Annotated in this window: 19 protein-coding genes and 1 pseudogene; 4 read left to right on the top strand and 16 right to left on the bottom strand. The window is 41.9% G+C overall.

All coding sequences use genetic code 11. The features are described 5' to 3' along the window. Positions 1-8: 8 nt before the first annotated feature. From MHI11_RS03465 to MHI11_RS03415, 11 genes are all read right to left on the bottom strand, one after another. On the bottom strand, positions 9-1,064 hold the full coding sequence (locus MHI11_RS03465; protein WP_111912172.1) for an HAD-IIIC family phosphatase: 1,056 nt from the start codon (positions 1,062-1,064) through the stop codon (positions 9-11). 14 nt (positions 1,065-1,078) lie between these two features. Beyond that, positions 1,079-1,936 carry a 3-hydroxyacyl-CoA dehydrogenase family protein gene (locus tag MHI11_RS03460; RefSeq protein ID WP_180309444.1) on the bottom strand — a complete coding sequence of 286 codons (858 nt, stop codon included), beginning with the start codon at positions 1,934-1,936 and terminating at the stop codon, positions 1,079-1,081. Continuing rightward, complete coding sequence (locus tag MHI11_RS03455) at positions 1,933-2,643, bottom strand: thioesterase II family protein (protein ID WP_340960457.1); 711 nt, start codon at positions 2,641-2,643, stop codon at positions 1,933-1,935. The genes MHI11_RS03460 and MHI11_RS03455 overlap by 4 nt, the downstream gene beginning before the upstream one ends. Then, positions 2,640-3,620, bottom strand: a complete 981-nt coding sequence (locus MHI11_RS03450) for a C39 family peptidase (RefSeq protein ID WP_340960456.1) — start codon at positions 3,618-3,620, stop codon at positions 2,640-2,642. The genes MHI11_RS03455 and MHI11_RS03450 overlap by 4 nt, the downstream gene beginning before the upstream one ends. Then, positions 3,583-5,124 carry a serine hydrolase domain-containing protein gene (locus tag MHI11_RS03445; protein ID WP_340960454.1) on the bottom strand — a complete coding sequence of 514 codons (1,542 nt, stop codon included), beginning with the start codon at positions 5,122-5,124 and terminating at the stop codon, positions 3,583-3,585. The genes MHI11_RS03450 and MHI11_RS03445 overlap by 38 nt, the downstream gene beginning before the upstream one ends. Next, the gene (locus MHI11_RS03440) at positions 5,121-9,590 is read right to left on the bottom strand and encodes an amino acid adenylation domain-containing protein (RefSeq protein WP_340960451.1); all 4,470 of its coding nucleotides are present in this window, start codon (positions 9,588-9,590) and stop codon (positions 5,121-5,123) included. The genes MHI11_RS03445 and MHI11_RS03440 overlap by 4 nt, the downstream gene beginning before the upstream one ends. 91 nt (positions 9,591-9,681) lie before the next feature. Next, positions 9,682-10,881 (bottom strand): MFS transporter, encoded by a 1,200-nt coding sequence (locus tag MHI11_RS03435; protein ID WP_044141542.1) that lies wholly within the window; start codon positions 10,879-10,881, stop codon positions 9,682-9,684. Positions 10,882-11,014: 133 nt separating this feature from the next. Next, positions 11,015-12,202: a CamS family sex pheromone protein gene (locus MHI11_RS03430; RefSeq protein ID WP_106066670.1), complete on the bottom strand. Its 1,188-nt coding sequence runs from the start codon at positions 12,200-12,202 to the stop codon at positions 11,015-11,017. Positions 12,203-12,217: 15 nt separating this feature from the next. After that, positions 12,218-14,224 carry an NAD-dependent DNA ligase LigA gene (gene ligA / locus MHI11_RS03425; RefSeq protein ID WP_340960450.1) on the bottom strand — a complete coding sequence of 669 codons (2,007 nt, stop codon included), beginning with the start codon at positions 14,222-14,224 and terminating at the stop codon, positions 12,218-12,220. A 44-nt stretch (positions 14,225-14,268) separates the two neighbouring features. Next, positions 14,269-16,491 carry a DNA helicase PcrA gene (gene pcrA, locus MHI11_RS03420; RefSeq protein ID WP_340960449.1) on the bottom strand — a complete coding sequence of 741 codons (2,223 nt, stop codon included), beginning with the start codon at positions 16,489-16,491 and terminating at the stop codon, positions 14,269-14,271. Between the two features lie 57 nt (positions 16,492-16,548). Then, positions 16,549-17,241 (bottom strand): heptaprenylglyceryl phosphate synthase, encoded by a 693-nt coding sequence (locus tag MHI11_RS03415; RefSeq protein WP_041816135.1) that lies wholly within the window; start codon positions 17,239-17,241, stop codon positions 16,549-16,551. A 272-nt stretch (positions 17,242-17,513) separates the two neighbouring features. Between MHI11_RS03415 and MHI11_RS03410 the strand changes: the two genes are divergently transcribed. After that, the gene (locus MHI11_RS03410) at positions 17,514-17,927 is read left to right on the top strand and encodes a DUF2283 domain-containing protein (RefSeq protein WP_113768329.1); all 414 of its coding nucleotides are present in this window, start codon (positions 17,514-17,516) and stop codon (positions 17,925-17,927) included. Here the strand turns inward: MHI11_RS03410 and MHI11_RS03405 are convergent. Beyond that, the gene (locus tag MHI11_RS03405; RefSeq protein ID WP_106072537.1) at positions 17,908-18,138 is read right to left on the bottom strand and encodes a hypothetical protein; all 231 of its coding nucleotides are present in this window, start codon (positions 18,136-18,138) and stop codon (positions 17,908-17,910) included. The genes MHI11_RS03410 and MHI11_RS03405 overlap by 20 nt on opposite strands. A 139-nt stretch (positions 18,139-18,277) precedes the next feature. Here MHI11_RS03405 and MHI11_RS03400 point away from each other — a divergent pair, with 139 nt between their 5' ends. Further along, the gene (locus tag MHI11_RS03400; RefSeq protein ID WP_265208826.1) at positions 18,278-19,858 is read left to right on the top strand and encodes an FMN-binding glutamate synthase family protein; all 1,581 of its coding nucleotides are present in this window, start codon (positions 18,278-18,280) and stop codon (positions 19,856-19,858) included. A 100-nt stretch (positions 19,859-19,958) separates the two neighbouring features. Then, a pseudogene (locus MHI11_RS03395) lies at positions 19,959-20,452 on the top strand (DUF3916 domain-containing protein). A 143-nt stretch (positions 20,453-20,595) separates the two neighbouring features. On the opposite strand, the gene MHI11_RS03390 reads toward MHI11_RS03395, so the two are convergent. The 3 genes from MHI11_RS03390 to MHI11_RS03380 all read right to left on the bottom strand — a co-directional run bounded on the left by MHI11_RS03390 (position 20,596) and on the right by MHI11_RS03380 (position 23,765). Continuing rightward, positions 20,596-21,066: a bleomycin resistance protein gene (locus tag MHI11_RS03390; RefSeq protein ID WP_437435413.1), complete on the bottom strand. Its 471-nt coding sequence runs from the start codon at positions 21,064-21,066 to the stop codon at positions 20,596-20,598. Between the two features lie 93 nt (positions 21,067-21,159). Then, complete coding sequence (locus MHI11_RS03385) at positions 21,160-21,474, bottom strand: YerC/YecD family TrpR-related protein (protein WP_003214053.1); 315 nt, start codon at positions 21,472-21,474, stop codon at positions 21,160-21,162. A gap of 548 nt (positions 21,475-22,022) precedes the next feature. Further along, entirely contained in the window at positions 22,023-23,765 is a 1,743-nt protein-coding gene (locus MHI11_RS03380; protein WP_106036058.1) for an adenine deaminase C-terminal domain-containing protein, read from the bottom strand. A 124-nt stretch (positions 23,766-23,889) separates the two neighbouring features. Here MHI11_RS03380 and MHI11_RS03375 point away from each other — a divergent pair, with 124 nt between their 5' ends. Beyond that, positions 23,890-24,111, top strand: coding sequence for a YgaP family membrane protein (locus MHI11_RS03375; protein ID WP_106066665.1), 222 nt, complete (start codon positions 23,890-23,892; stop codon positions 24,109-24,111). A 32-nt stretch (positions 24,112-24,143) separates the two neighbouring features. On the opposite strand, the gene MHI11_RS03370 is transcribed toward MHI11_RS03375, so the two are convergent. Continuing rightward, complete coding sequence (locus tag MHI11_RS03370) at positions 24,144-25,409, bottom strand: peptidase (protein WP_340960448.1); 1,266 nt, start codon at positions 25,407-25,409, stop codon at positions 24,144-24,146. Between the last annotated feature and the right edge of the window lie 5 nt (positions 25,410-25,414).

The following is a 25,414-nucleotide window of genomic DNA, read 5'->3' as shown; positions in this document are numbered from 1 at the left end:
TCGCTTTTTTATTGTTTGGCCGGGTCTTTCTGATTTAATTCAATATTGACATCTACGTATTCTGGGAAAGGCTGAATCATGCTTAAATCATTCTCAAACAAGATATAGCCGTTCTCCCCCTTCTCGATTTCTTTGAAATTGGCAAACTTATATGTGATGTACATCATGCGGTTTCGGTCGGTTTGTTTAAAGTCAGCGACAAGCCGCTTTCCTCGCTTTTTCGCTTCTTGCAAAATCGTTGTAAGTAAGATGGTCCCGACACCACGAGACATGACGCGGCAAGACATCAGCAGCAGTTTGACATGCCATGTGTCACCTGTTTCTTCTATTAATGAGAGTCCAATTTTTCCATATGAACCGAATTTATCTTCAAGTTCACAGACAAGCAGTAAGTAAGAATCTGATTGACGGAAGAAATCAAGCTCTTCATAATCGTAGGTTTTCCCGCTCGCATTTAATTGATTGGTACGGACAGTCAATTCTTCAGCGCGCTGGAGGTCTTGTTCTCCTGCTTCTGATATCACGAATTTCATATGTAAAGACGCCAAGAATTTCTCAGGCGGCCCTTCATATTTCTCTTCTTCCTGCTGCCTTTTGTCCGCTTCTAAGTACATTCTTCTGCGTCGTCTAGCATCTTCTGTGATAAAGACTGGACGCAGGCGATCATCAGAGAGTAATGACAGATAATCCACTGCATCCCAGCACGTAATCTCTGGATGAACAGCCTTCACTTCTTCTCGTTCAAACGGCTGATCATCAATAAAGAGAATGGTATCTTTATGAATATTTAAGCGCTGACTGATTCTTTCTAATGAACTAGATTTGGCATTCCAATGAATCTCAGGATAGAGAAAGAAATGTTCGATTCCGAAGGCAGAAAGCTTTTCCTTCACGGCTGTTTCATCGTTCCGGCTTGCTATAGAAAGAAGGATGCCGCGCTCATCTAACTCTGTTAGTACTTCCTTCATCGATGGTTTTAACGTCACTTCATCTGACTCAAGTAAAATTCCATCCCATAATGTATGATCTAAATCCCAGACAACACACTTGATTTGCTTAGCCATTGGTTATTCTCCTCTCACATGTCATATTGGAAAAAGCCCTTGCCTGATTTTTTGCCGTACTCGCCTGCATCAACCATTTTGACAAGCAGAGGACATGGACGGAACTTCGGATCTTTGTAGCTTTCGTATAAAACAAGCAATGAATTCAAAATCGTATCAAGCCCAATTAAGTCTCCTGTCGCAAGTGGTCCCATTTTATGACCGAAACCTCCGCGGAAAATTTTATCGACATCCGCTGGCGTGGCGACTTGATCTTGCACCGCCCAAATCGCTTCATTGATTGTCAGCATCAGCACACGGTTGGAAACAAATCCCGGAAAATCATGCACCACAACTGGTGTTTTATCAAACGATTTCAAGAAACCTTTTGCCGTTTCCACTGTGTCATCAGAAGTTGCTTTGCCTCTAATGACTTCAACTAACGCTTTGAGAGGAACAGGGTTCATAAAGTGCGCCCCAATGACATTCTCAGGGTGATGCATAAGGGACCCTACCTTTGTGATGGAGATACAGCTTGTATTTACAAAATAGATGGTTTCTTTCGCACAAATATCTCGTAGCTCTTCATAAATAGGTTTTTTAATCTCCCAATCTTCCGTCACATTTTCAATGACGATATGCGCGTCATGTAATCCTTCAAGTGAAGTTGACAGTTGGATTTGAGACAATACATCTTCTAAAGACAATGAGATTTTCTTCTTTCTCACAAATTGAACCAATTGATAGGTCTTCTTAATTTTTTCCAGCGCTTCGTTTAACTTTTCTTCTGTGACATCAACTAATGTGACTTGATAGCCATTTGCTGAAAGGTCTAATGCCATATCAGCCCCCATGACACCTGCCCCAATCACGCCTACGTGCTTCGTGTTCATTTCTCCAACACTCCAATTCGCTTTAAAATGACATTGATTTTTTCTACAACTTCATTTGTGAATGAATGAATAAAAAAGTGATCTCCATCGAATTCGAAAAACGCACAATCTTCGTTTGTATATTGATCCCAATCGTCTAAATCGAACAGCACAGAAGGCAAATCACGTGTACCATAAAAAATAGAAATTGGACAAGCAGCCGGAACGACTTCATCACACAAATAGGTCTCCAAAAGCTGAAAGTCTGCTCTTAAAATCGGCAGAAAGAAATCAAGCACTGCATGGTTATCAGCAAGTTCCTCAGGAACGCCTCCCATCGCAATGATCGCTTCTTTTAATTTGGAATCTGACAGCTGATGATAGACTTTCTTTTCTGGAATATGTGGTGGAAAGCGCCCAGAATAAAAGACATGGACAGGCTCTCTGTTTAACCTTGTTTTCATTCTTTTTTGTAATTCATATGCAAGGACAGCTCCCATGCTATGACCGAAAATGGCATAGGGCTCTCCTTCTTTTAAGGAGGAGGACGCCTGCACATATAGATCATCTGCGACCTGCTGTAAATCGGTTAGTACAGGCTCTGTCATTCTTGTCCCGTGCCCAGGGAGTTCAAGTGCATGAATTTCTATCGACCGGTCTATATAAGATTTCCACGTACTGAATACGGTACTGGCTCCACCTGCGTACGGTAAACAAAATAACTTCATGACACGCCACACTCCCTTTTGCATTTGATTGCCAACACTTCCAGCCAATGTTTTTCATCATGGATGATTTGTTCTAAAGAGGCTGTGATATTGGCTTGGTACCTACTAGACATCTCACCTGAAAAAAGGAGTTTTGCTGCCTGATGCCTTGCTTTCTCCCATTCTGCTAAAATACGTTCCATCCATCCCACCAGCTCAGGTAGATCGCCTTTGATGAGATTCAGCCGATACAGCTCTATTTTCTTCGTATTGATGATCTGATTGAACGACGCCACGAGCTTCTCAATATCATCCCATTGCGAAAACTGCTCATAAAATGTTTCAAGAGCTGTGATTCCTTTTTCTATTACGTCAATCTGACCATGCATATTTCTCAGGAAATAAGTCGTTTTTTGATCAAATAACTCAGTCGAGAGTTTGTCTGGATCAAAGTAGAAGGCCGCATAGGAATGAAATTGATCATTCGGCTGAAAATGATCATGAAAGGTGTCATATCCTTTCTGTACATCTTTAAATGACAGCACTTGATGCTCATAAGACAAATTATCTAAATGCCGATTCTCTAATACTTGAAAGATTTGCTGATTTTCATCGAATCCAGTCATTAAAATGGAATGACGGCTATGGGTTGTCAAATACTCTTTTCTGCCTCGCTGAACGTAGGGGTCTACCCATACAATTACCGGGCGGTCACACGTCACATCTTGCTTGACCTTTTCAATGAGGTTGGGACAATACGTCATTTTTTCCACTTGAATGCCTTGTAAATTCATAATCTTTTCTGGATCGTGTGCCGACATCCAGTCAATCTGTAGCAAGCCATTCTCTGTAAGCCCGTAGGCAAATTGATCATTTAATAAGTATGGAGAAACTTCTTGATCATGCAGTTTCACAATTGGAAAAAAGCAATTGAAAAAACAGCTACGATAAAACAAATCATTATAAGGATGAATGCCCGAAATCTGTTTGACGGTCATCTTTTTTTCCTCTCTTTCCAGCAGGAGATGTCACCATAAATCCTTTGATGAAACCAATCGTACAAAACCAAATGAAAAACAAATAATAAGAAATCGCTAATTCAATGAGAGAGGAAGGTCCCCATACAAAAGTCATTTTCCAAGGCAGCCCATTAAAGGCTAGCTGCGCAACAATGATTGGCAGGATCAATATCCCAATTAGCAGCAGCACCCAGCCGCTACTTTTCAGCCAGACGCGAAGTGACATGTCCCTGCGAACGAAAGCGCCGTTTTTTACACGCTTTTTCCACTTGATAAAACGAACGATAGACACTATTTGTAGCAATATGAAAAGACATGTGGCCCCAAGACTCAATTGATCGATGAGCTGAAAAGGATCCATTGATGACTCTGCTTCTTCATTTGCACCCGTCATCGTTTTGACAATAAGACGTGCCGTTTGCTCTGTGTAGCTGCTATTCATATTTGCTAACACTCCGATCGCAATCTCTTCTTTTGGCTGGATCAGAAAAAATGATGAATAGTTTGGGTTAGAGCCTGCATGAAAAAGCGAGTCCACCTGCTCATGCGCCTTTTCTATATACCAGCCGGCATTGTAATAGACATGCTTCCCTTCTTCTGGGACATTCACAGTTAAATGATCCGGATTTTTTACAAAACGAGACCAAGTTGAATCGGTCAATTGATATTGCAGCCAAGTCCCCACATCCTGACTATTCATCACAATATAGCCTGCAGGCGTATTGCCTCGATATTCTGGTGCTTCATAAGCATGCGGAGCAAGGAATTGCAGTTTAAACCCTTCTGAGACAGCACCGGATGTCATCCGTTTTAGCCCAGCCTCTGTTTGGTCAAGATGATGCCTTTTAAACAGTTCCTTCATATAAGCCTCATACGATGTTCCTGTTACATTTTCAATGATGAGACCAAGGACATCATAGTTGATGGTCGCATATTCAAAGGAGCTGCCTGGCTTACGATTAAGCTCGATTGATTTCAGCTGATCAACTGTTTTTTTCAACGCATCCTTTGCAGTATCAGGCTGGATAAGCGCAATGGATTGAAAGGGAATGCCGCTTGTGTGATGCATTAATTGCTCCACCGTTAAACGCTGAGGCTTTCCATTGTATGTTGGAAAAAAACCCGGAATATAGCTGCTCACCGGATCTTTTAAATGAAGTTTTCCTTGCTTCTCTAACTCCACAATCGCAAGAGCGGTAAACGCCTTTGATGTAGATCCAATTTCAAAGAAAGTGCTGTCTGTCACTTGCTTCTTTTTCTTTCGATCCGCATAACCAAAGCCTTTTTGGTACACCACTTCGTCTTTTTTCACAACCACAACGGACATGCCTGGAATGCGTCCAAGCTCCATCTGTTCCTCTATCACTTGATCAATGGCTTTAGATGAAATCACTGCTTTTGCATGTGTCCCCCCGGCAAAGCTGCTTATCCATAAGACCGCTAATAAAAATGAAATGTAGATAACATACTGATTTTTCCTCATGTAAATAATGAATCCATTTCTTCAAGAGACATATCCACTGTTTCAAAATCAGACGGTGTAAATTCGATTCCTTCTTTCTCTAAGCAATGCTGTACAAGACGCTCAATTTGCTGCTCTACCGCTTGCATTAGCTGCGTCATGTCTGTTTCACACAGCTGTTTTTCGCTGAAAGAAAGATGGAAAATCAGCTGACCGCCCTTGATGGTAGCGACCATATCGATGACGGTTGTTAATGGATTATCCAATGACGAATCCTTCCCCGATGTAAAGTAAGACATCTCATAATTAGATGATTGTTTCAGCACTTGATCAATTTCACCTAGATAGTTAAAGCGTAATTGTGGTGCTGAGTGAGGAGAAAGCTGCTTATTGATGAGTGACAACAGCCCATAGTCTGCACCTTTATTTGGCACTTCACGTATCGTTTCTTTGACAGCTCGTATGTGATCTGAAAGAGATTCAGACACATGAACATTCACAGGATACATGGTGGTGAACCAACCAAACGTTCTAGATACATCGATATCATCCTCTACTGCATCCCTGCCATGACCTTCTAATTCCAAAGAAATCCGCTCTTGATTCGTTTGCTCATAACAGGCTTGCGACAAGGCTGAAATTAACAGTTCATGCGGCTGCGTTTGATACGCTTGATTCGCTTGATTGAGCAATTGATTTGTGAGTTCCACTGATAATGCCTTGGTTAATTTGATTTCGTCTCTGACATATCCTTCATTTGAAGAAACTTGATACAGAGGCTGAATATCCTGCACCGCTTTTTGCCAATAGCTGAGCGACTCTTTTACACCCTCTGATACTGCATACTCGTTCACCCGCTCTGTAAATGTTTGATAGGAATGGGTTTTAGGCGGAAGCACTTCAGCTGTGACCTTCTCTGCACGCAATAATTGAATCAAGTCCTCCACAAGAATTTGCCATGACATACCATCAGCTAATAGATGATGGGCGGCAAAGATGAGATGTGATTGAGAATCAGTTTGACAAAGTGCTGCCTGAATCAATGGTCCTTGATAAAGATGAGTCCTTTGCTTGACCTGATATCCTACTTCTTGTAGCGCTTCTTCCACATTCTCTTCTGACATTGCCGTGAAATCGTGTACCATCAGCGGAATATCTTGAATGTTTTCATCATAATAGAGTGTGTTTGTTGCCTCATGTACTTTTAACCTTAGTCCGTCGTGATGAATGACGAGCTCTTTGAAAGCATCCTGTACGATTGTTTCATCCATCTTTTTCTTTGAATGAACAATGATGGATTGATGCCAGAAATGTTCATCTTTTAACCGCTGGGACCAGAACCATTCGGTAATTGGGATCGATTTCACATCGCCCGCAGCCTGCTCTTGTGAGATATGTATAACAGGTTCCTGCTGGACGACTTGTGCCATTTCTCTAAAAATGGGATAAGTAAAAAGATCCTTGGTTTTTAAATAGAGTCCTTTGTCTTTTAACTTCGCAATAAATTGAATCGCCTTAATGGAATCTCCGCCAAGCTGATAAAAATGATCAGCCGGTTCGATTGTTTCATGCCCTAAAATGTCTTTTGCTGTATCTACTAAAATCTCTTCAATGTCCGCTGTTTCCTTGGACCATTCAACGGCTGTTTCCACTTGGAACAGCATTGGATCAGGCAGTGCTGTCCGATTGATTTTTCCGTTTTGGGTAAGCGGGAGCTCATCTAGTACAACAAAATAGGCCGGTACCATATAAGCTGGAAGCTGATCTGATAATTTCTTTCTAAGTAAAAAGGACGTCATCTTTTTTTCTTTTAATTCAATATAGGCAGCCAGCTGTTTTTCTCCAGATTCATCGGTTAGATCAATGACAGCTGCTTTATCAACTTCTTCAAGTGCCATAAGCGCAAGTTCAATTTCACCGAGCTCAATCCGGTGGCCTCGCAGCTTGATTTGATGATCAATTCTGCCAATGTAATCAATCTTTCCATCATTTGCTCGTTTGGCGATATCACCTGTTCGATACATGCGGCGGTCGTTTACAAATGGGTTGGGCAGAAAGCGCGATTCCTGCAAATCAGGTCTTTGCCAATATCCTCTGCCAACACCCGCGCCTGAAATATAGATTTCTCCTACTGTCCCTGGCAGCACGGCTTGCTGATGCTCATCTAAAAGGTAAATCTCTGTATTTGGCATTGGTACACCAATTGACACAGATGTCCCCCCATCATCTTGATGGAATTGATGAATCATACAGCCAACGGTTGCTTCAGTTGGTCCATATTCATTAAAGATGGATATCCTTCCATCACTTGCCTCTGTGATTCTTTTGGCCAAAGCGGTCGATAATTGTTCTCCGCCCACAATCATCCGTTTCACAACTGATTGAGAAAGTGCAGCATCTGTTAACAGTGCCATATGAGCTGGTGTCAGCTTGATGACTTTTGCTTTTTGATCAAACAAAATATGTTCTAATAAAAAGCCTGGCTGATCCTCTTGACGATAGATCATCACGGTACTGCCAATGACCAATGGCGTATAAATAGATGTCACGGTTAAATCAAACGCAATGGATGAATACAAGGCAAAATGATCATCTGATGAATCAGTATAGTGTGTTTTGGCAGACATGATATAGTTCACTAAGCTTCGGTGCTCAATCATGACTCCCTTTGGCTGTCCTGTAGAGCCAGACGTATAAATCATATATGCGATGTCTTCATCATTCCCAATGAATGGATGTTCCGCATTATACTGAGCCAACTGATCCCACACGTTGTAGATATTGTACGTATCGCCATTAAAATGGTATGCAGATGCGTCATCTGTGAAAAACAGCTTTGCCTGGCTGTCATCCAAAATAAACTGAATACGTTCCTCTGGATACTCAGGATCAATCGGTACATATGCGCCTCCAGCCTTTAAAATCCCCAGCAGCAGCACAATCAGTTCTGGTGAATGATTCATACATACGGCAACAAAGTCATGTCTTTGTAAGCCATGTGTTTGTAGAAAATTCGCCATTTGATTGGTTTTTCTCTCAAGTTCACCGTATGTCATGCTATGAGATCCGTCCTGAAGTGCAATTCGATCAGGAGAAGACGTTGACATGTCTGTAATCAATTCATGGATTTTTTGTTTCTGTGGAAACAGCACGCTTGTGTCGTTCCATTGATATAGCTCTCGATGTTTCTCGACTTCTGTCATGAGAAGTACGTCTTTTAACAGCTGCTTTGGCTGAGCGAGTATCGTTTCGACAAAGAGAAGCATTCTTTCGTGTAGAAAGTCGATATCTTCATTGCTGTAATCTGAGATCTTGTAGTCATATTGAAGCTCGATTTGCCCTTTTTCATCCCATTCTTTCACAGCAACTTGTAAGCCATATGGCTGGAAGCCATTGTAAAGCTCTATGTATTCAACTTTGTATCCTTCCATCTCCTGCACCATATTGGTGCTGTAGGAGTTGATATAGATTTGAAAAAGCTGATCATACCCTGCTTTTGCAAGCTCTAAATCTTTGACAAGTGCATCATAGGGATAACGCTGATGCAGGAAGTAAGCCTTATAGCTTTTTTGAACGTCTGTTAAACTTTTTAACAAAGATAGATGAGGATCGATCTTCATTCGATATGGCATTGTACTTACGGTCATACCGGACGTGGCTTTTTCCTTTTGTCCGGAACGATTGAGAACTGGCGTCCCAATAATAAAATCTTTTTGCTGGTATCTTTTATGCAAGTAGACGAAGAGTCCTAAAGTAAATAAAGAGTTGATTGAACAATGATGGACATCTATAAATTCATAGATTCGTTCTGAGAGTTGTCGATCAAGGTAATGGCTTTGCCGATGGCCTTTGATTTGGTCAGTTCCTTGTACCAAATAACTATCGGACACATCAGATAATGCTTCTTTCCAAAATTGCTGATCTTTTTTAAATCTTGGGGAGTTCATATATTTTAATTCTTTATCAATAAATACAGAATGATTGTCTGCTTCTTGTTCGATAGAGGAGCTTTGGGTAAGAGCAGTGTAAAGCTGGCTAATTTTATCGATGATTACTTTCATCGACCATCCATCTGCTACTGTATGATGGCATTTGATGAAATAACCAGATTGTTGTTCACTGATTTTTAGTACAGCAAATTCGGCGAGAGAGGTTTCTGTTAATTGAAATGGTGTTTTGAAGGCTTTTTCGGCCCATTCTAGCATGTCTTCATGTGTGGAAAACTCATAGGTAGGAATAGGGCTATCGGCGTTTGGATCAACGTATTGAAGCGTTTCACCATCTTTCTCTACTAGCTTGAGACGAAGAGATTCTGTCATCATGATACAAGATGCAATGGCCTGCTTCAGTTTATCGAGCTGCAATGGCCCATTGACGAAAATGATACCGCCAATATGATTGATCGGTGTTCCTGGATAAAATGTTTCCATGTTCATCACGCGCCGCTGCGGATGTGTTAATGGCCAATATGCTAAACTATTAGTCAATTACGCCACCTCTACTTTTCATATAGTTAACATTTCTACCAACATATTAAATCATATAATGGTATTTTTGTAAATAATTGAGATAAAATGTCTAAATTTGTTCATTTTTTAATCTAGACGCTAGGAAAGCCGACACAGTAAACAGGGCAACGTTTATAAAAAAGACGACTCTTGCCCCAAAGAGATCGGTCATGGTGCTCATAACGAGGATGGACATTCCGTATATAAAAGTTGATAGTGTATGTTGAGCTGATAGTATTTTAGGCAATTCAATTTCACTCAATGTATCTTGTACATAGGTTCGAATGGAAATACTGCGAAGCTGAAAGGCTGGCCCTAATAAAAAGACAAACAACAAACTCATCCATGCAGAATGATTCAATCCTAAGCAAAGGGTTAGCACAGCAACGATCACCGAACTGTAAAAAATGTGATCGAACAAACGCTGTTCCACATGCTTTGCGAACCGCAACACAAGCAGGCCGCCTAGAATGGTTCCGCCAAAATAGCTTGCGTTAATAAAGCCCCACCATGTTTCAGGCTGATGTAAGACTTCTGTGACATACACAAGGATAATGGCACCAGTCCAAATACTTCTACCGCTCATGGATAGCATTTCTAAAATCGTTAATGTTCGAATAGTTGGCTTTTCATACATGAGCTTCCACCCTGAAAAGACCCTTGTAGCAAATGAGTCAGACTGTTGCTCTTGTTTGGCTGCAGCCCCCGTATCAATGATAAAGAGCATAGATATGAGCGACAAACTGTATAAAACAAGTGTCGTCAATAGGAGAAACTGTGGTCCAAGAATGCCAATAAACAGCCCTCCTAAAAGCCAGCCTAGTAAAAGGACCATTTGATCAGAAGTTAAGATATAGCTATTTGCTTTTAGTAAAAAGTTCTTTTCTACTAGGCGTGGGATCATCGAATTTCGAACTGGAATGGTTCCTCCATCTATCAAAGAAAGGAAAAATACAATGATAAAAAAGAGAGGAATAGTAAAAGTTGATAGTTGTAGAATATAAATGAAAATTAAGCAACCGAAGAAAGCAATTTGACACATTTGCAAATAAATAATGAGTCTTTTCAGCTTAAATTGATACATAAAGAAAGGAATGAGTACCGCTCCAAGTGCTTGTCCAACAAACTGTGAGACAGCCACCATTGAAGCAATCAGTGTAGAATTTGTTAATTGATATGTCAGGATGGTCAAAACGAGGACATATAGCGAATCCCCAAAATTAGCTAGGGATTGTCCCCCTAATAAAAAGTAAAATGATTTGTTTTTCATAGTGATCTCCATTTTCTCTTCATTATCACCCATAATAATACATTATTTTCTACACTTCTACTTTTTATAGCAATATTTTCATAATTTAATACATTATGACTAATTTAAAAAACCGCCAAAAGGCGGTTTTTATTTAGTCATATATATGGACGGTTGGTTCTTTGTCTTCAGCATTTTTCGTGATCAAGGCTTCTTGTTGATCTGAAGATGTGATGTTAATTTCGATATTGGTACTCTTATAGTAATCCATGACTTCACCTGTTAAATATTGCGTGAAGGCTACGACTTCCGTTTTTCCGTAGAACTGCATTGGAATTTCGACTTTCATTTTTTGCAGGTTGCCGTCTTTGTAAAACCCTTTTCCTACGACACCAGTATAATTCGGGAAGTAGTCTTCGACTTTTGTTTTGAAGCGGTCAAATCGCTCGGAATCATCTTTGTAGTTGCCTTTTGCATTATCTGAAGGGAAGAAGACATTCTCCTCTTTGATCGTATCCCAATTGCCGATATCAGCTGAGCCTGCTTTCACATCCGTTTTGGCGATAAAGTTTCCTGGAACGATAGATGATTTTGGTGCTTGCTTATAAAGGGCAATCATGACAGGCACTTTTTGCAGCCCATCCATTTGACGAATTCGTTTGATCACTTGTTCAGCAATTTTTTCGCCTTCTGTCAAAAGTTTCTTTGAATTTTTCGAAGAATCGATCGTCACTTCTTGCTGCGGGTCACCGATATTTTCACGGTAATAATAAACAGAGTTCAGCGCAAGTCCAATGACAACTCCGCCAAGCTGTAAGCTGTTTTTATCTTTTCGAATTAAGTAATTATGCTCTAGCATCGAAGCTAAGTAAATTGGACTATTTTCATTTTTAGACTTTGTTGAACCTGAGTTCGGAAGAGCAGGGTTTAAGCCTAGATTCTTAAAGTCTTTATCTTCTTTTTCTGCCTTTTTCAAATCACTGCCTGTTTTTTTGCGCGCCAGCCAGCCTAGAACGGTGTCCTCATCTAAATGCTGTCCTTCTTGGAAAAGGTAGTCGTTTGTATTAAATGACTCTGTTGCGAGACGCATGAGTCCTGTTTCAAATTCATCGATGTCCAAGCGTGTGTTGAGACGCTCTGCTGTTAATCCTCTCGCAGCACCTTGTTTAAACGGCAGCACCATTTTGTAATAGGAGTCAGAGATATTGTACATCGGGATGATGGCTGTTTCCTTCGTTTCATCCGTTTTTTGTGTGACCTCTTCCTCTTCCTTTCCCCCAAAAGGTGCACACGCTGACAATACCAGTGTGAGCATTGTCAGCAGCAATAACAACTTTTTCAATAGAAAACACTCCTCTTATTTCTTTAGCTCCTCGAGCATTTTAGCTTCGTCCCAAATTTCAATATTGAGTTCTTCTGCCTTTGTCAGCTTACTTCCCGCTGCTTCTCCGGCTATGACTAGATCTGTTTTTTTACTCACACTACCTGCCAGTTTACCGCCTAATGCTTCGATCGCTGCTTTTGCATCGTTTCGAGCCATTTCTTCTAATTTCCCTGTCAACACAATGGTTTTACCTGCAAAATAGGAATCACTTTCTTCAACCTTCACCGGTTTTGGTCCTGTATAGGTCATATTGACCCCAAGCTCTTTTAGTTCATTTAGCAGATTGAGTATTTCTTCTTTCTCAAAGTACGTAACGACAGCATCAGCCATTTTTTCACCGATTTCATCGACTTCGAGTAATTGTTCTTTCGTCGCTTGCTTTAATTGATCGATATCGCCGAAATGCATCGCCAAGGTCTTCGCCGCTTTAGAGCCAATAAATCGTATACCGAGTCCAAATAGTAAACGCTCTAGAGAGTTTTCTTTCGATTGCTCAATCGAACGCAGTAAATTGTCGACAGATTTTTCGCCCATTCGCTCAAGCTGAATGAGCTCTTCTTTCGTTAAGCGGTAAAGATCAGACACACGAGAGACAAGCTGTTCTTGGAAAAGCTGTGTAATGACCCGCTCGCCAAGCCCATCAATGTTCATTGCATTGCGGGAAACAAAGTGAATGAGTCCCTCACGTATTTGGGCAGGGCATTCTGGATTGATGCAACGCAAAGCCACTTCGCCTTCAATTCTCACCAGCTCACTATGACACTCCGGGCATTCAGTCGGCATGTGAAACGGCTTTTCTTCTCCTGTACGCTGATCGATCAGTACGCCTGCCACTTCCGGAATAATATCGCCCGCTTTTTTCACAATCACTTGATCAAAAAGGCGAATATCCTTTTCTTTGATCAAATCTTCATTATGAAGAGAAGCACGCTGCACTGTCGTTCCTGCTACTTTGACAGGCTCAAGGATCGCCGTTGGTGTGATGACACCTGTACGCCCGACACTTAGTTCAATATCAAGCAGCTTTGTCACGACCTCTTCAGCTGGAAACTTGTACGCAACAGCCCAGCGGGGACTTTTTGCTGTAAAGCCGAGCTCTTCTTGCTGAGCTAACGAATCGACTTTGATCACAATTCCATCGATTTCATATGAAAAATCGGCACGCTTCGTTTTCAGTGTTTCAATAAGCTCGATCACTTCTTCAATTGTTTGGCACATCCGTCTTTCTTTGTTCGTTTTAAAGCCAAGTTCGTCGAGAAGATCAAGTCCTTCGCTTTGCGATTCAACACCGATTTCATCAAGCTCCGCTATACTGTAGACGAAGATATCAAGGTTTCGTTTCGCCGCAATTTTCGTATCAAGCTGACGAAGCGAGCCTGCCGCCGCATTACGCGGGTTCGCAAACGGCTCTTCTTCGTTTTGTAATCTTTTTTCGTTTAATGCTTCAAAAGAAGGTTTTGGCATAAATGCCTCGCCTCTCACTTCAATTGACAAAGGACGTTTGATTTTGAGCGGGATGGAACGAATGGTTTTGAGGTTTTCAGTAATATCCTCACCCGTTGTCCCATCTCCACGTGTGGCACCTCGGACAAACAGGCCATTTTCATAACGGAGAGAAACAGCGAGTCCGTCAATTTTCAGCTCGACATTGTAAGCGACGTCGTCACCAACTGCTTGACGAACCCGGCGGTCAAAATCAAGAAGGTCCTGTTCATTAAACGCATTCCCAAGGCTGAGCATCGGTGTGCCGTGGCGCACTTTTTGGAAGGCGTCTAACACAGCGCCTCCTACTCTTTGTGAGGGGGAGTCCGCTGCTTTTAAATCAGGGTGCTCTTCCTCTAAAGAGATCAGCTCACGCATCCGCGCATCATATTCAGCGTCAGGAACACTTGGACGATCCAGTGTATGATATTCGTAGTTGTATTGGTTCAAAATCTGGTGCAGTTCCTCGATCCGGCGTTTCGCTGCTTCTTTATCCATCTGCTTCTTCCTTTCAATTCATCCGTTTTATAAGTCTTATCGGTTTATTGCTTCTCAATTGGCGCAAATGCTGCGAGAAGACGCTTAATGCCTGTAGGGCTTGGGAAGGCAATATCAAGCTCTGTGCTGTCTCCACTGCCTTTTACGCTCACAACCGTTCCAACGCCCCATTTTTTATGAGCCGCTTTATCGCCCACAGCCCAGCCAATACTTCCGCCGCCTGTGTTTTGAATGGTTTGAGTTTGTGGACGTGAGACAGGTCCCCGTCTTTGTGGTCTTTCTCTAGTTTGGCCAAATGGTGTTTTCGTTTCTTTTTTCTCATTTAGGTTGTCCAATAAATCGGCTGGTATTTCTCGAATGAATCTTGATTCAAGGTTCATGTTTGTCCGGCCGAAGAGTGTTCTCATCTTGGCACTTGATAAATAAAGCTCTTCTTCCGCCCGTGTGATGCCTACATAAGCAAGGCGGCGCTCTTCTTCCATTTCTGCATCTTCCATTAATGAGCGGCTGTGCGGGAAGACACCTTCCTCCATGCCCATTAAGAAGACAACCGGGAATTCTAGACCTTTTGCGGCGTGAAGCGTCATTAAAATGACCGCATCTTGATCTTCTTCCTCATTCTCATCCAGCTTATCAATGTCTGCGACAAGAGCGAGATCTGTCAGGAAGGTCACAAGGGACTTGTCTTCATTTTGTTCTTCAAAGTTCTTAGTCACAGAGAGAAACTCGTCAATATTTTCTAGACGGCTTTGTGCTTCAATCGTTTTTTCAACCTTTAGTGCTTCACGATAGCCTGTTTTCTCTAAAATTTCTTCTGTTAGTTCTGTGACAGATAAATAATCCTGCATATTTGTCATTTGATCAATGAGCTGTTTGAATTCATCAAGTGCATTGGTTGCCCTTGCACTGAGTCCAATGAAATCTACCTGACCAAGCGCTTCAAACATAGACAGGTCATTCATCTCCGCGTATGCTGCGATTTTATCAACAGATGTCGCACCGATTCCGCGCTTTGGTACGTTCACAATTCGTGCAAAGCTAATGTCGTCATCTGGGTTAGCTACTAGGCGTAAGTACGCCAAAATGTCCTTGATCTCTTTTCTGTCATAGAACTTTGTGCCGCCGACAATGTTGTATTGAATGTTTGACTTCAATAATGTTTCCTCTATGACACGAGACTGGGCATTGGTTCGATAAAGAATCGCAAAATCGGATAATTTACGCTTACCGCTCTGATGAAGCTGATGAATCTTTCCAGCAACAAATTGACCCTCGCCGAATTCATTATCTGCACGGTAATAGGCAATCTTCGCCCCTTCATCATTTTCTGTCCAAAGGTTTTTCGGCTTACGGTTTGAATTGTTTTGAATCACCGTGTTTGCGGCATTCAGTATACGTTTCGTCGATCTGTAATTTTGCTCAAGCAGAATCACTTCACTGGATGGATAATCTTTTTCAAAGGAGAGAATGTTTGTAATATCCGCTCCGCGCCAGCGGTAGATGGACTGATCCGAGTCACCGACCACACATATATTTTGAAAACGCTGAGCAAGCAGTTTCACAAGCATGTACTGCGCTCTGTTCGTATCCTGATACTCATCGACATGAATGTATTGAAATTTTCGCTGATAGTGTTCTAATACTTCAGGGATGCGCTCAAACAGACGAATCGTCATCATAATAAGATCATCAAAATCGAGTGATTGGTTCTTGAGTAATCGCTTTTGGTAATCTGTGTAGACATCGCTGACCACTTGATCATAGAAATCACTGGCTGTTTTGGCGTATTCCTCTGCGTCAATGAGTTCGTTTTTTGCACTGCTGATTGATCCTAAAATGCTGCGAGGATCGAACTTTTTAGGATCGATATTTCGTTCTTTTAAAATGTTTTTAATGACTGAAAGCTGATCAGATGTGTCTAATATAGAGAAGTTGCGATTTACACCAATACGGTCAATATCGCGTCGTAAAATACGCACACACATGCTGTGGAACGTAGAGATCCAAATGTCATCCGCACCAGGTCCTAAAATGGCTTGGACACGCTCACGCATTTCACGTGCTGCTTTATTTGTAAACGTAATCGCTAAAATGTTCCACGGAGCCACATGCTTTTCTGCCATTAAGTAGGCAATTCGGTGTGTGAGCACCCGCGTTTTTCCGCTTCCTGCTCCTGCCATCAAGAGTAGCGGACCGTCTGTTGCTTTGACCGCTTCTTTTTGCGCGTCATTTAGCCCTTCTAATAGATGATTCGATATTTCATTCATTCCATTCACCGCCAATTCGAACTTATGTTCTATTTTAACCCTTTTCGTCTTGTTTGACTATGATGACTTTTTGACTGCGCTCACTGTCTTTAATGCTTCTTTGAAATTGTCATAAATGACGTTTCCTACAACAACCACGTCCGCATGCTGCGCAAAATCTTCCGCCTGCTTTGCGTTTTCAATGCCCCCGCCATAAAAAAGAACCGTATCAGAAAGCACTGCTTTCGTTTCTTTCACAAGCTCTATATCTCCAAGCGTTCCGCTGTATTCTAGATAAAAAATGGGCAGCTTCATCAAATGCTCTGCCACTCTTGCATATGCTCTTACGTCATCGATGTCCAGTGCTGTATTTGCCTCTGTGAGCTTGGCCGCTTTACACTCTTCATTTAAAATAACATAGCCTTCAGGCACGATCTCTTCCATCGACATCAAATCACCGAATTCCTTCATCGCATCCTTGTGAAGCCCAACAATCCAATCAGGATGAGAACTGTTTAAGACGGTCGGGATGAAATACAGATCGAAGCCCGGCACAATCATTTCATGTGTTGAGATTTCGAGTACACATGGCACAAGAAACCGGCGGACCTTTGACATTAATTGAAGCACGTTGTCCTCTGTCACATTGTCACTGCCGCCAATCAATATAGCATCCGTACCAGATTCGCAAATCGCCTCCAGCTGTTCATCGGATATTTCTTTATTTGGATCGAGTTTAAAGACATGCTTCCACTCGGTAACATCATACATGAAAAACGTTCCTCCATTCGTTTCATTCCATTTAAATATTATAACAAAATCAGTGACCGCAAAAAATGGGTAACCTTCTTCAGCTAAAAGTTTCATTCTTTTGAAAATGGTGTTCGTGACTTTAGGTTAGAATGCTGAAAACATATAGGAGCTGAGAGGGATGATCTTTGACCGTTCACTGATAGGAGAGCTTTGTATCACCACATGTTATTATACAATAAAGGGACATTTTACTATTGATCAAAAAACCATACATAAAGCAGGTGACTCATTTGAAAAGAACCATCACATATGATCAAACAATCGACATCGGATACATCTATCTCCTGCCTGTGGGAATCGGGACAATCAAAGAAACCATTGAATTAGATGTGAATGAATGTGTGAACGCAGATATCGACAAAGAGGGCCGAGTAGCTGGTCTGGAGTTATTTGCAGAAGAAGCCGAGGTTTTGAAGCATGCACCCGTTTATGAGGATGAGCTTTCGTTACGTTTTACAGATCAGGACGTTCTCTCCACCTATCATTTATCAGGCATTGAATTTCATTTCTCGACGCCTGATCACAAAGGGCTGATCGGTTTTACAATTGTCGATCCTCATCGATATCACGTCAAAAAAAAGACAAGAAAAAACCGTTTTGAATGGTCAAAACGGTTTTTCCAAGCTATTGTCTCACTTCATTGAAATAATGGACGGATGTCATGGCCCCTTCATCGACCATCTTGTTGTCTTGAATATCTAATGGATCAGGGTGTCCAGCTTTTTCAGGAATCTTTTCATCTGAGCGGAACATGCTTGCCCATTTTTTGAGATGCTGTTTATTTTTCACTACTAATAACACAGCACCACCAACCCCTAATCCTGCAAGTACATACGCATTCGGACGCTTATTCATGTATGTTCCCTCCCCTTATGATCTTATTTGTAAGTTACCCCGCCTTTTCATTTCTAAACGTCACAATATGGTGAAGTGGTTTCTCTTTCAATGAAAAGTGGAATAACAACAGCAATGATAGAGAAAAGAGGGGATCTTCGTGACAACAACTTTCATTGTCATTGGCACACTATTAGTGATTTGTTTCATCATACCAATCATTTTATTCATCTGGATTTGGGTGAGAGATGAAAAACAGGAAGAGCATTCTGTCCTGCGAAACTATCCGGTCATTGGAAAGCTGCGGTTTATTTTTGAAAAAATAGGACCTGAGCTTCGCCAATATCTGTTTCTTAATGATCGCGAGGAGCTTCCTTTCTCAAGAAGAGAATACGAGCAAGCTGTTATGTCTGGGAAGTACAAAAGCCGGACGATGGGCTTTGGATCAAAACGTGATTTTGACAAGCCTGGTTACTACATTCGCAACGTCCTATTTCCAAAGCAGCGAGATGAGTTACGTATCGATCAATCTGAAAAAATCCAAACAAAAGTGTACCAGATTGATCAAGACAATTTACTCCGAAGAAGTGAACATACCAAAGAGGTCGAAGCAAAACCTTACTATCTCCATCAAGACGATGTACAAGTGATTGGCGAGCACACATGTCAAAAGCCATTCCGTGTAAAAGGCCTGATTGGACAGTCTGCCATGAGCTACGGATCTTTAGGCGACAGGGCCATTACAGCACTATCCTCGGGATTAAAGATGGCCGGCGGTACGTGGATGAACACAGGTGAAGGCGGGCTTTCTCCCTATCACCTCAAAGGCGGAGCCGATATCATATGCCAGATTGGGCCCGGTCTATTTGGCGTGAGAACAGAGGATGGCGCTTTTTCCTTTGAAGAATTTAAGAAAAAGAGCGAGCACGAGGAAGTCAAAGCCTTTGAGCTGAAGCTGGCACAAGGAGCTAAAACACGCGGCGGTCATATTGACGGCAAAAAAGTCACCGAAGAAATTGCGAACATCCGTAAATTGCCGCCCCACCAATCCATTGACAGCCCAAACCGATTTGAGATGTTCCACTCCATTCCGGATATGCTTGATTTCATTGAACAGCTGCGAAGTATAGGCGGAAAGCCTGTCGGCATCAAGCTTGTGGTCGGACATAAAGAAAACATTGAAGAGCTTGCAGCGTACATGAAAAAAAGCGGAAAGCATCCTGATTTCATTACAGTGGATGGCGGAGAAGGAGGCACTGGTGCATCCTTTCATGAATTGGCAGATTCCGCAGGGCTACCGATTTTCACGGCACTCCCAATGGTTCATCAAATATTGAAGGAATACGGTGTCAGAGATCAGGTCAAACTCTTTGCTTCTGGCAAACTTCTCTCACCAGATAAAATTGCAATTGCCCTTTCCATGGGTGCTGACTTTGTCAATATCGCACGGGGACTCATGTTTTCAGTCGGATGCATTCGCGCCCAAGTGTGCCACACGAATAAATGCCCAGTCGGGGTCGCCACAACTGATCCAAAACTGCAAAAGGGTTTATCAATTGAAGAAAAGAAATACCGAGTCTGCAATTATATCCTTTCTCTAAGAGAAGGCTTGTTTAACTTATCCGCAGCCGCTGGTATTGAATCTCCCATTCATTTTAATGAGAAACATATTGTCTACAGACAAGAAAATGGTCAGACAAGTGAAGTGCCGACGTTCTCAGGGACACAGCCATCCGTCTAGTTTGAGAAAGGTGCGTTTTTGCAATTTTTTTCAATTGACATTTTGGCTCAATCGCGTATAAAGAACTTAGACAAATGACCAGGAAGTGGAGAGATGGAGGATGCGTGAGAAAAAGGTTCGCGGGATGAACCGGAAGACGAATGAGATGGTGACAAGAATTGAGGAAGGTACACAAGAGTTCCCGGCAGATATTGAACAAGGTTATTGACATCTCCCACTACCAGTTGCGCATGATTTTATTTGTTCAAGCAAAACACCTCAAAAAATCAAGCGATTGTCCATTCAAACACTGCTAAATAGAGCTGAACATCTCATTGATTTGAAGCCACTTGATGGAGAAGTATATCGTGTCGTGGTTGCAGTAGATGCCACTGAATAATGGGGATCACAAATCATTGTGTTTAAAGGAGATTCCTATATTAAAGACTTTTTCAATAGACATGATGATGATCAGAGATGGCTGCCTCTTTCCGATGCGAGAAACATTCAAAGGGAATGGGGTTTATCTGTGCCAAAGGATAGGCAAACAATAGGTTTTAAAGACATCATCGCTGACGAAGATGGCATCTCTGGTTTATAGGCGAGCTAAAATAAAAACAAGAAGGTTCGGGTTTGGCGAAATTAGTCAATTTTTTGTATCTGTTACTCATGTATCTCAAAATAAAAAAGAGTAGCCGCAGCCACTCTTAATTTTACTTATTCAACAATCGCGCCCTATTCAGGAAGAGACTTTCATGTTAACCTGCCATTTCTTGCGAGAACCTAAGTAAATATCCATCAGGATCTTGAACAAGAAATTCCTTTTGTATAAACGTAGTATCATTACTTTTATATTTGCTAACAGTTGGCTCTCTGAATAGTGGAATGTTTTGCTTTCTTAAACGGTCAATGACAGGCTGTACGTCTTCAATGTCTATTTGAAAATTGATTCCCCGTCCAAATGGGTATTTTAACTCCCCAGTGTCCCAATGGCCATTGATTTCTTCTAACATCATTTGTGTTTCCTCTTCCAACGAAACAAATATAAATTTATCGTCTTCACGCTCATATTCCAATTTAAAACCAAGCAATTCTATATAGAACCATTTAGACTTTTCGATGTCTGTTACAGATAACTCTGGTATCAAAGCATTGAATCTCATTTTTTCTTCTCCACAACCTTCTGATAAAGTTATTCGGTTAAATGATCCGTTTGTTGCTTCTCTCAAGCCAGTCCTTGCTTGCCTTTTCAGCGCTCTCCATAAAAAAACTGTAAACAACTCCATTCTTGTTGAAAAGGATTGTTTACAGTGAAAACTGCTTTATTTTGTTTCGTCATTTGCCTGCTGTTCTGCTACGCGGTCAAGTGCCATTGTATAGGCATCATTTCCGTAGTTCAAGCAGCGTTTGACTCGTGAGATGGTTGCAGTGCTCGCACCTGTCTCCGTCTCAATTTTATGATACGTGTTCCCCTCGCGAAGCATACGCGCTACTTCAAGACGCTGTGATAAAGATTGGATTTCATTGATGGTACACAAATCATCAAAGAATCGATAGCATTCTTCCAGGTCTTTAAGGGATAAGATGGAGTTGAATAACTGATCTAAGCTTTTGCCCCTTAATTTATCAATTTGCATCTTTATACATCTTCTCCTTTACTATTGGCACCGCTTCGCACGACATTCTGCAGAGAAAGCGGTATCTTTCCTGACTATTTTTTTCAACCTCAGCAATGAGCTTTGAACGAATCATGACAGGTTTGGTTCTACTCTGGAAATGCCGTCAGTTCTTTCGTAAGCCGAAGCTTCTTTATCGTATACAAATTCGACAAGTTCTGTCATTTTCCTTGTTCGACAATCTGACAAACTTGTTTGCTTACGATATCAGAATCACTTCTGCTTCATTAGGTCTGCCCTAAAAATACAGGTTGTGCGGAAAGCTCGGCGAGACCACAAACATGCGCCCCGCCTCGCTCAATTATTCAAAATATGTTGGTCGGCCAGCGTAACCGACAGATTCATTTTTCAATCAGGCCATTTCACTCGTCATGTCAAAGCCCTCTGCTTCAACAACTCCACATAAGTATTTTCACTTACATGGCAGTGAAGAGATCCATTGCTCATGTCTGCCCTATAACAGTTGTCAGAAATGTGGCAAAGATGATACAGCTCCACTCAGTTATATTTTAACGCATTATAGACGGAAAGAGTACAGTTTTTTTCATGACATCAAATATTCCTCTTGGTGTCACTCGAATATACGGCAAATGTGTACTTTGGAAAAAGACGAGTGTATCAATTGGGCAATCAAATGGATAGCCTCGCTCAATGAGCAGCTTGCGTAAGGTTTCTATCTGCTGAAGAACAGTCTCAAACGGTTCAGCCGATGCACAGCCTGATAATTGCAGCGGGATTTCGTGCAAAATTTTCCCGTTCTCTGTGAGGACGATTCCCCCGCCAATTTCTTTCATTCGCTTATGCGCCAGCATCATATCCTCTTTATTTTTCCCGATCACTAAAATGTCACCCGTGAGCGAAAATGAGCTGACAAAACCTTGTACTTTATTTGCAAAACCTTTGAGCATCGTATTCACACGCCACTCGCCTTTTCGGTCAATCAGGCTAAAGAAACTTTGATCATGATCACATGACAGCTGGTTCACAGAGTTATCAATCTCCACTGTATAAGGCTCCATGATGACAGCATTTCTCATTTTGACGCCTAGCGGCATGGAAAATTGCAAATCACTCGTCGTCAGATCATAGCCTAAATCTAATGGAACAAGCCCGCCATTTTCCCATTTAGTTTCTTGAAATTGATGCTGGTTCTCTCCATCTAATTTGAGGATAACCCCTTTAGATATCACCGTTTCAGGATTTGGATTCATTGGATCATCTAACACATTCAATGAAGCCAGACGTCCTGGACCGACAACCCCTAATAGGTCATCAATTTGATAGTACTTCGCAATGTTAAAGGTCGCCATATTGTATGCATCGATGATAGGCACGCCTTCTTCAAGGGCAATTGAAATCAAACGATTAATCATACCCTCCTCATAAAAATGAGGCGCCGCTCCATCTGTTGTATAGAAGAAGTGATCATAGTGTCTAAAGTCACGCTCGTGCAGCTCTCTTAAAATGTTCACTAAATCTGGGCGGATGGAAGAATGACGAAGTGAGACATGGTAGCCAAGAGATAAGCGCTTTAGCACATCGTCTGCATTCATCGCTTCATGATCGCTGTCCGCGCCAAACAGCTTCATTTTTGTTAGCGTTTTCTCAGAAGCTCCGGGGAAATGCCCTTCAATTCGTTTCCTCTGCTTCTTCGTTTCTTGCATGCAATATAAAATGAGATCATCACCGTCCATCAATCTTGGCCAGCTTGTTAATTCGCCGCCTTGAAGGACATCAGGATGATCAATCCATTCCTTCCGGTAGTTGATAGGAAGCATCTCATCTTCATATCTGACTTCAGTTTGAAGATCGTATCTAGACCACCAGAAATACTGAAATGGCTGCTGTTTTAATTCACATAGAGTGGAAAGCGCTTTCTTTTCATTGCTCTGCAAAAGAAGAAATAAGTTATCACTGACCATCGTTGTTGTGCCAAATTGAGACACATATTCTGCAAGTGATTGGGGATTATAAATATGGAACGGGTGCGCGTGAGGCTCTATATACCCAGGCACAATGTATTTCCCTTCACAATCAATCACACGTTTAGCTGATTTATTTTGAGGAAGCTCTGCTCCGACATAAACAATTCGATCATCATGTATCCAAATATTTGCCTTCACCCATTGTTTTAAAAACGGGTTTAGCACGAGTCCATTCGTTAAAAGGAGTGTTGGAACTATTTTTGAGTCGACTACATCGATTTGTGTGCGGATGTCATTGTTTCTCCAATTAAAAGTACGTTCGGACATTCACATACTCTCCTTCATTTGTATTAGCCCTATCGTAACATAACGAACCACGTTACGCATTAATGAAACGTTACAATTTCTTGAAATCACACTTAAAATATTTAAAAAAGGAGATTTACCTTCAATGAAACCTAATCTCGGCTTAATGGAAGCGCTCATTCGAATTGCCTGTGGAATGACAATATGTACTGTGGCTGGTTCTTTATATGCTAGAAAACCATGGAGTAAAATGCTGCTTTTCAGCATCATGTTCGGCGGAATGAAACTGGCATCTGGCATTCTTCGTTTTTGTCCAGTGACGTATATGTGTGAGCAGCAGGACACACATGAAGAGAAGGCTGAGTGAGACAGCCTTCTTTTTTTGTGATCGTTTTCATATCACTCCGCTGCTTCACACCATTCCACCATCGTACCTGCGATGATTTCTGCAGCTTCAATGACATGCTCAATGTCGATGGATTCATTCGGAAAATGGGCAAGCTCCGTTGTTCCAGGTCCGAAGACAATGATCGGGATACCTGCCGCCTGTGACAGTAATCCTCCGTCTGTTCCCCAAGGAGCGGCTTCGATCTTTGGCGGCTCCTTCTTGACCGCTTCATATTGTTCCTTCAATAGACCTAAAAGTGGATGGTCCGTATCGATTGAGCCTGGAAGCCATCTTGCACCAAACCATTCGACTTTAACAGAATGCTCTTTGAACCATTCATCCTCTTCCCCAAGTCTCATCATCCAATTTTCTAGTTCCTTCTCTGCCTGCTCAACCGTTTCACCTGGCATCACACCAAGTCTTCCCTCCATTGTGACTAGATCTGCTACAGAGGACGGCCAATCACCACCTTGAATTTTCCCTATGTTGATGGGGATTGGAATCGGGATATGCTGAAATAGCGGCTCTGTGATGCGCTGATTTCGTTCTTCTTCAAGTGCTGCTATATGTGAAAGAACGATCATACTTTTTTCAATAGCGGAAACGCCATGATATCTTGTTCCGCCATGAGCTGCCCTTCCTTTAATATGCAGTCTGAACCACTTAGATCCCTGCTGAATCGGAAAGATTTTCATATGACTTGGTTCTGGAATGATGGCCGCATCTGCTGTATACCCTCTCAGTATGGCTGCAAGGGTGCCTGCACCGCCGCTCTCTTCTTCGACGACACTATGAAACACGACATCTCCTTTCAGCGGAATCTGTAGTGCATGCAGTGCCTCTAGTGCAAAGAGTAAAGAAACGTTTCCGCCTTTCATATCTGTTGCCCCGCGTCCATAAAGTCTCCCGTTTATGATATGCCCGCTGTAGGGCGGATATGTCCATTGTTTCGTATCTCCTGCTGGCACAACATCGACGTGCCCATTTAATAAAATGGATTTGCCGCCCCCTTTTCCCTTCAATCGTCCGGCGACATTGGGACTTCCTTTAAAGGAACGTCTCGGGGAATAGAAATACGGGTGTTCTAGCAAGTCTTCTCCGCCAATGTCCCATACATCTACATCAAAACCAATGGCAGACAGCTTATTTGCTACGATTTGCTGCACACCTTGTTCATTCCCTTGGGTGCTCTCACATTGCACCATTTGCTGAAGAAGCGCAATCGCTTCATCTTGGTGCTCTCTCATCCAGCTTCTGATACGTGTGATTGGCTGCAAGTCAT

The sequence above is a fragment of the Bacillus sp. FSL K6-3312 genome (genome assembly GCF_038007485.1).
GTDB lineage: Bacteria > Bacillota > Bacilli > Bacillales > Bacillaceae > Bacillus > Bacillus pumilus.
The sequence above is the reverse complement of the archived record's forward strand: the minus strand, read 5'-3'. Positions and strand labels throughout refer to the sequence as shown.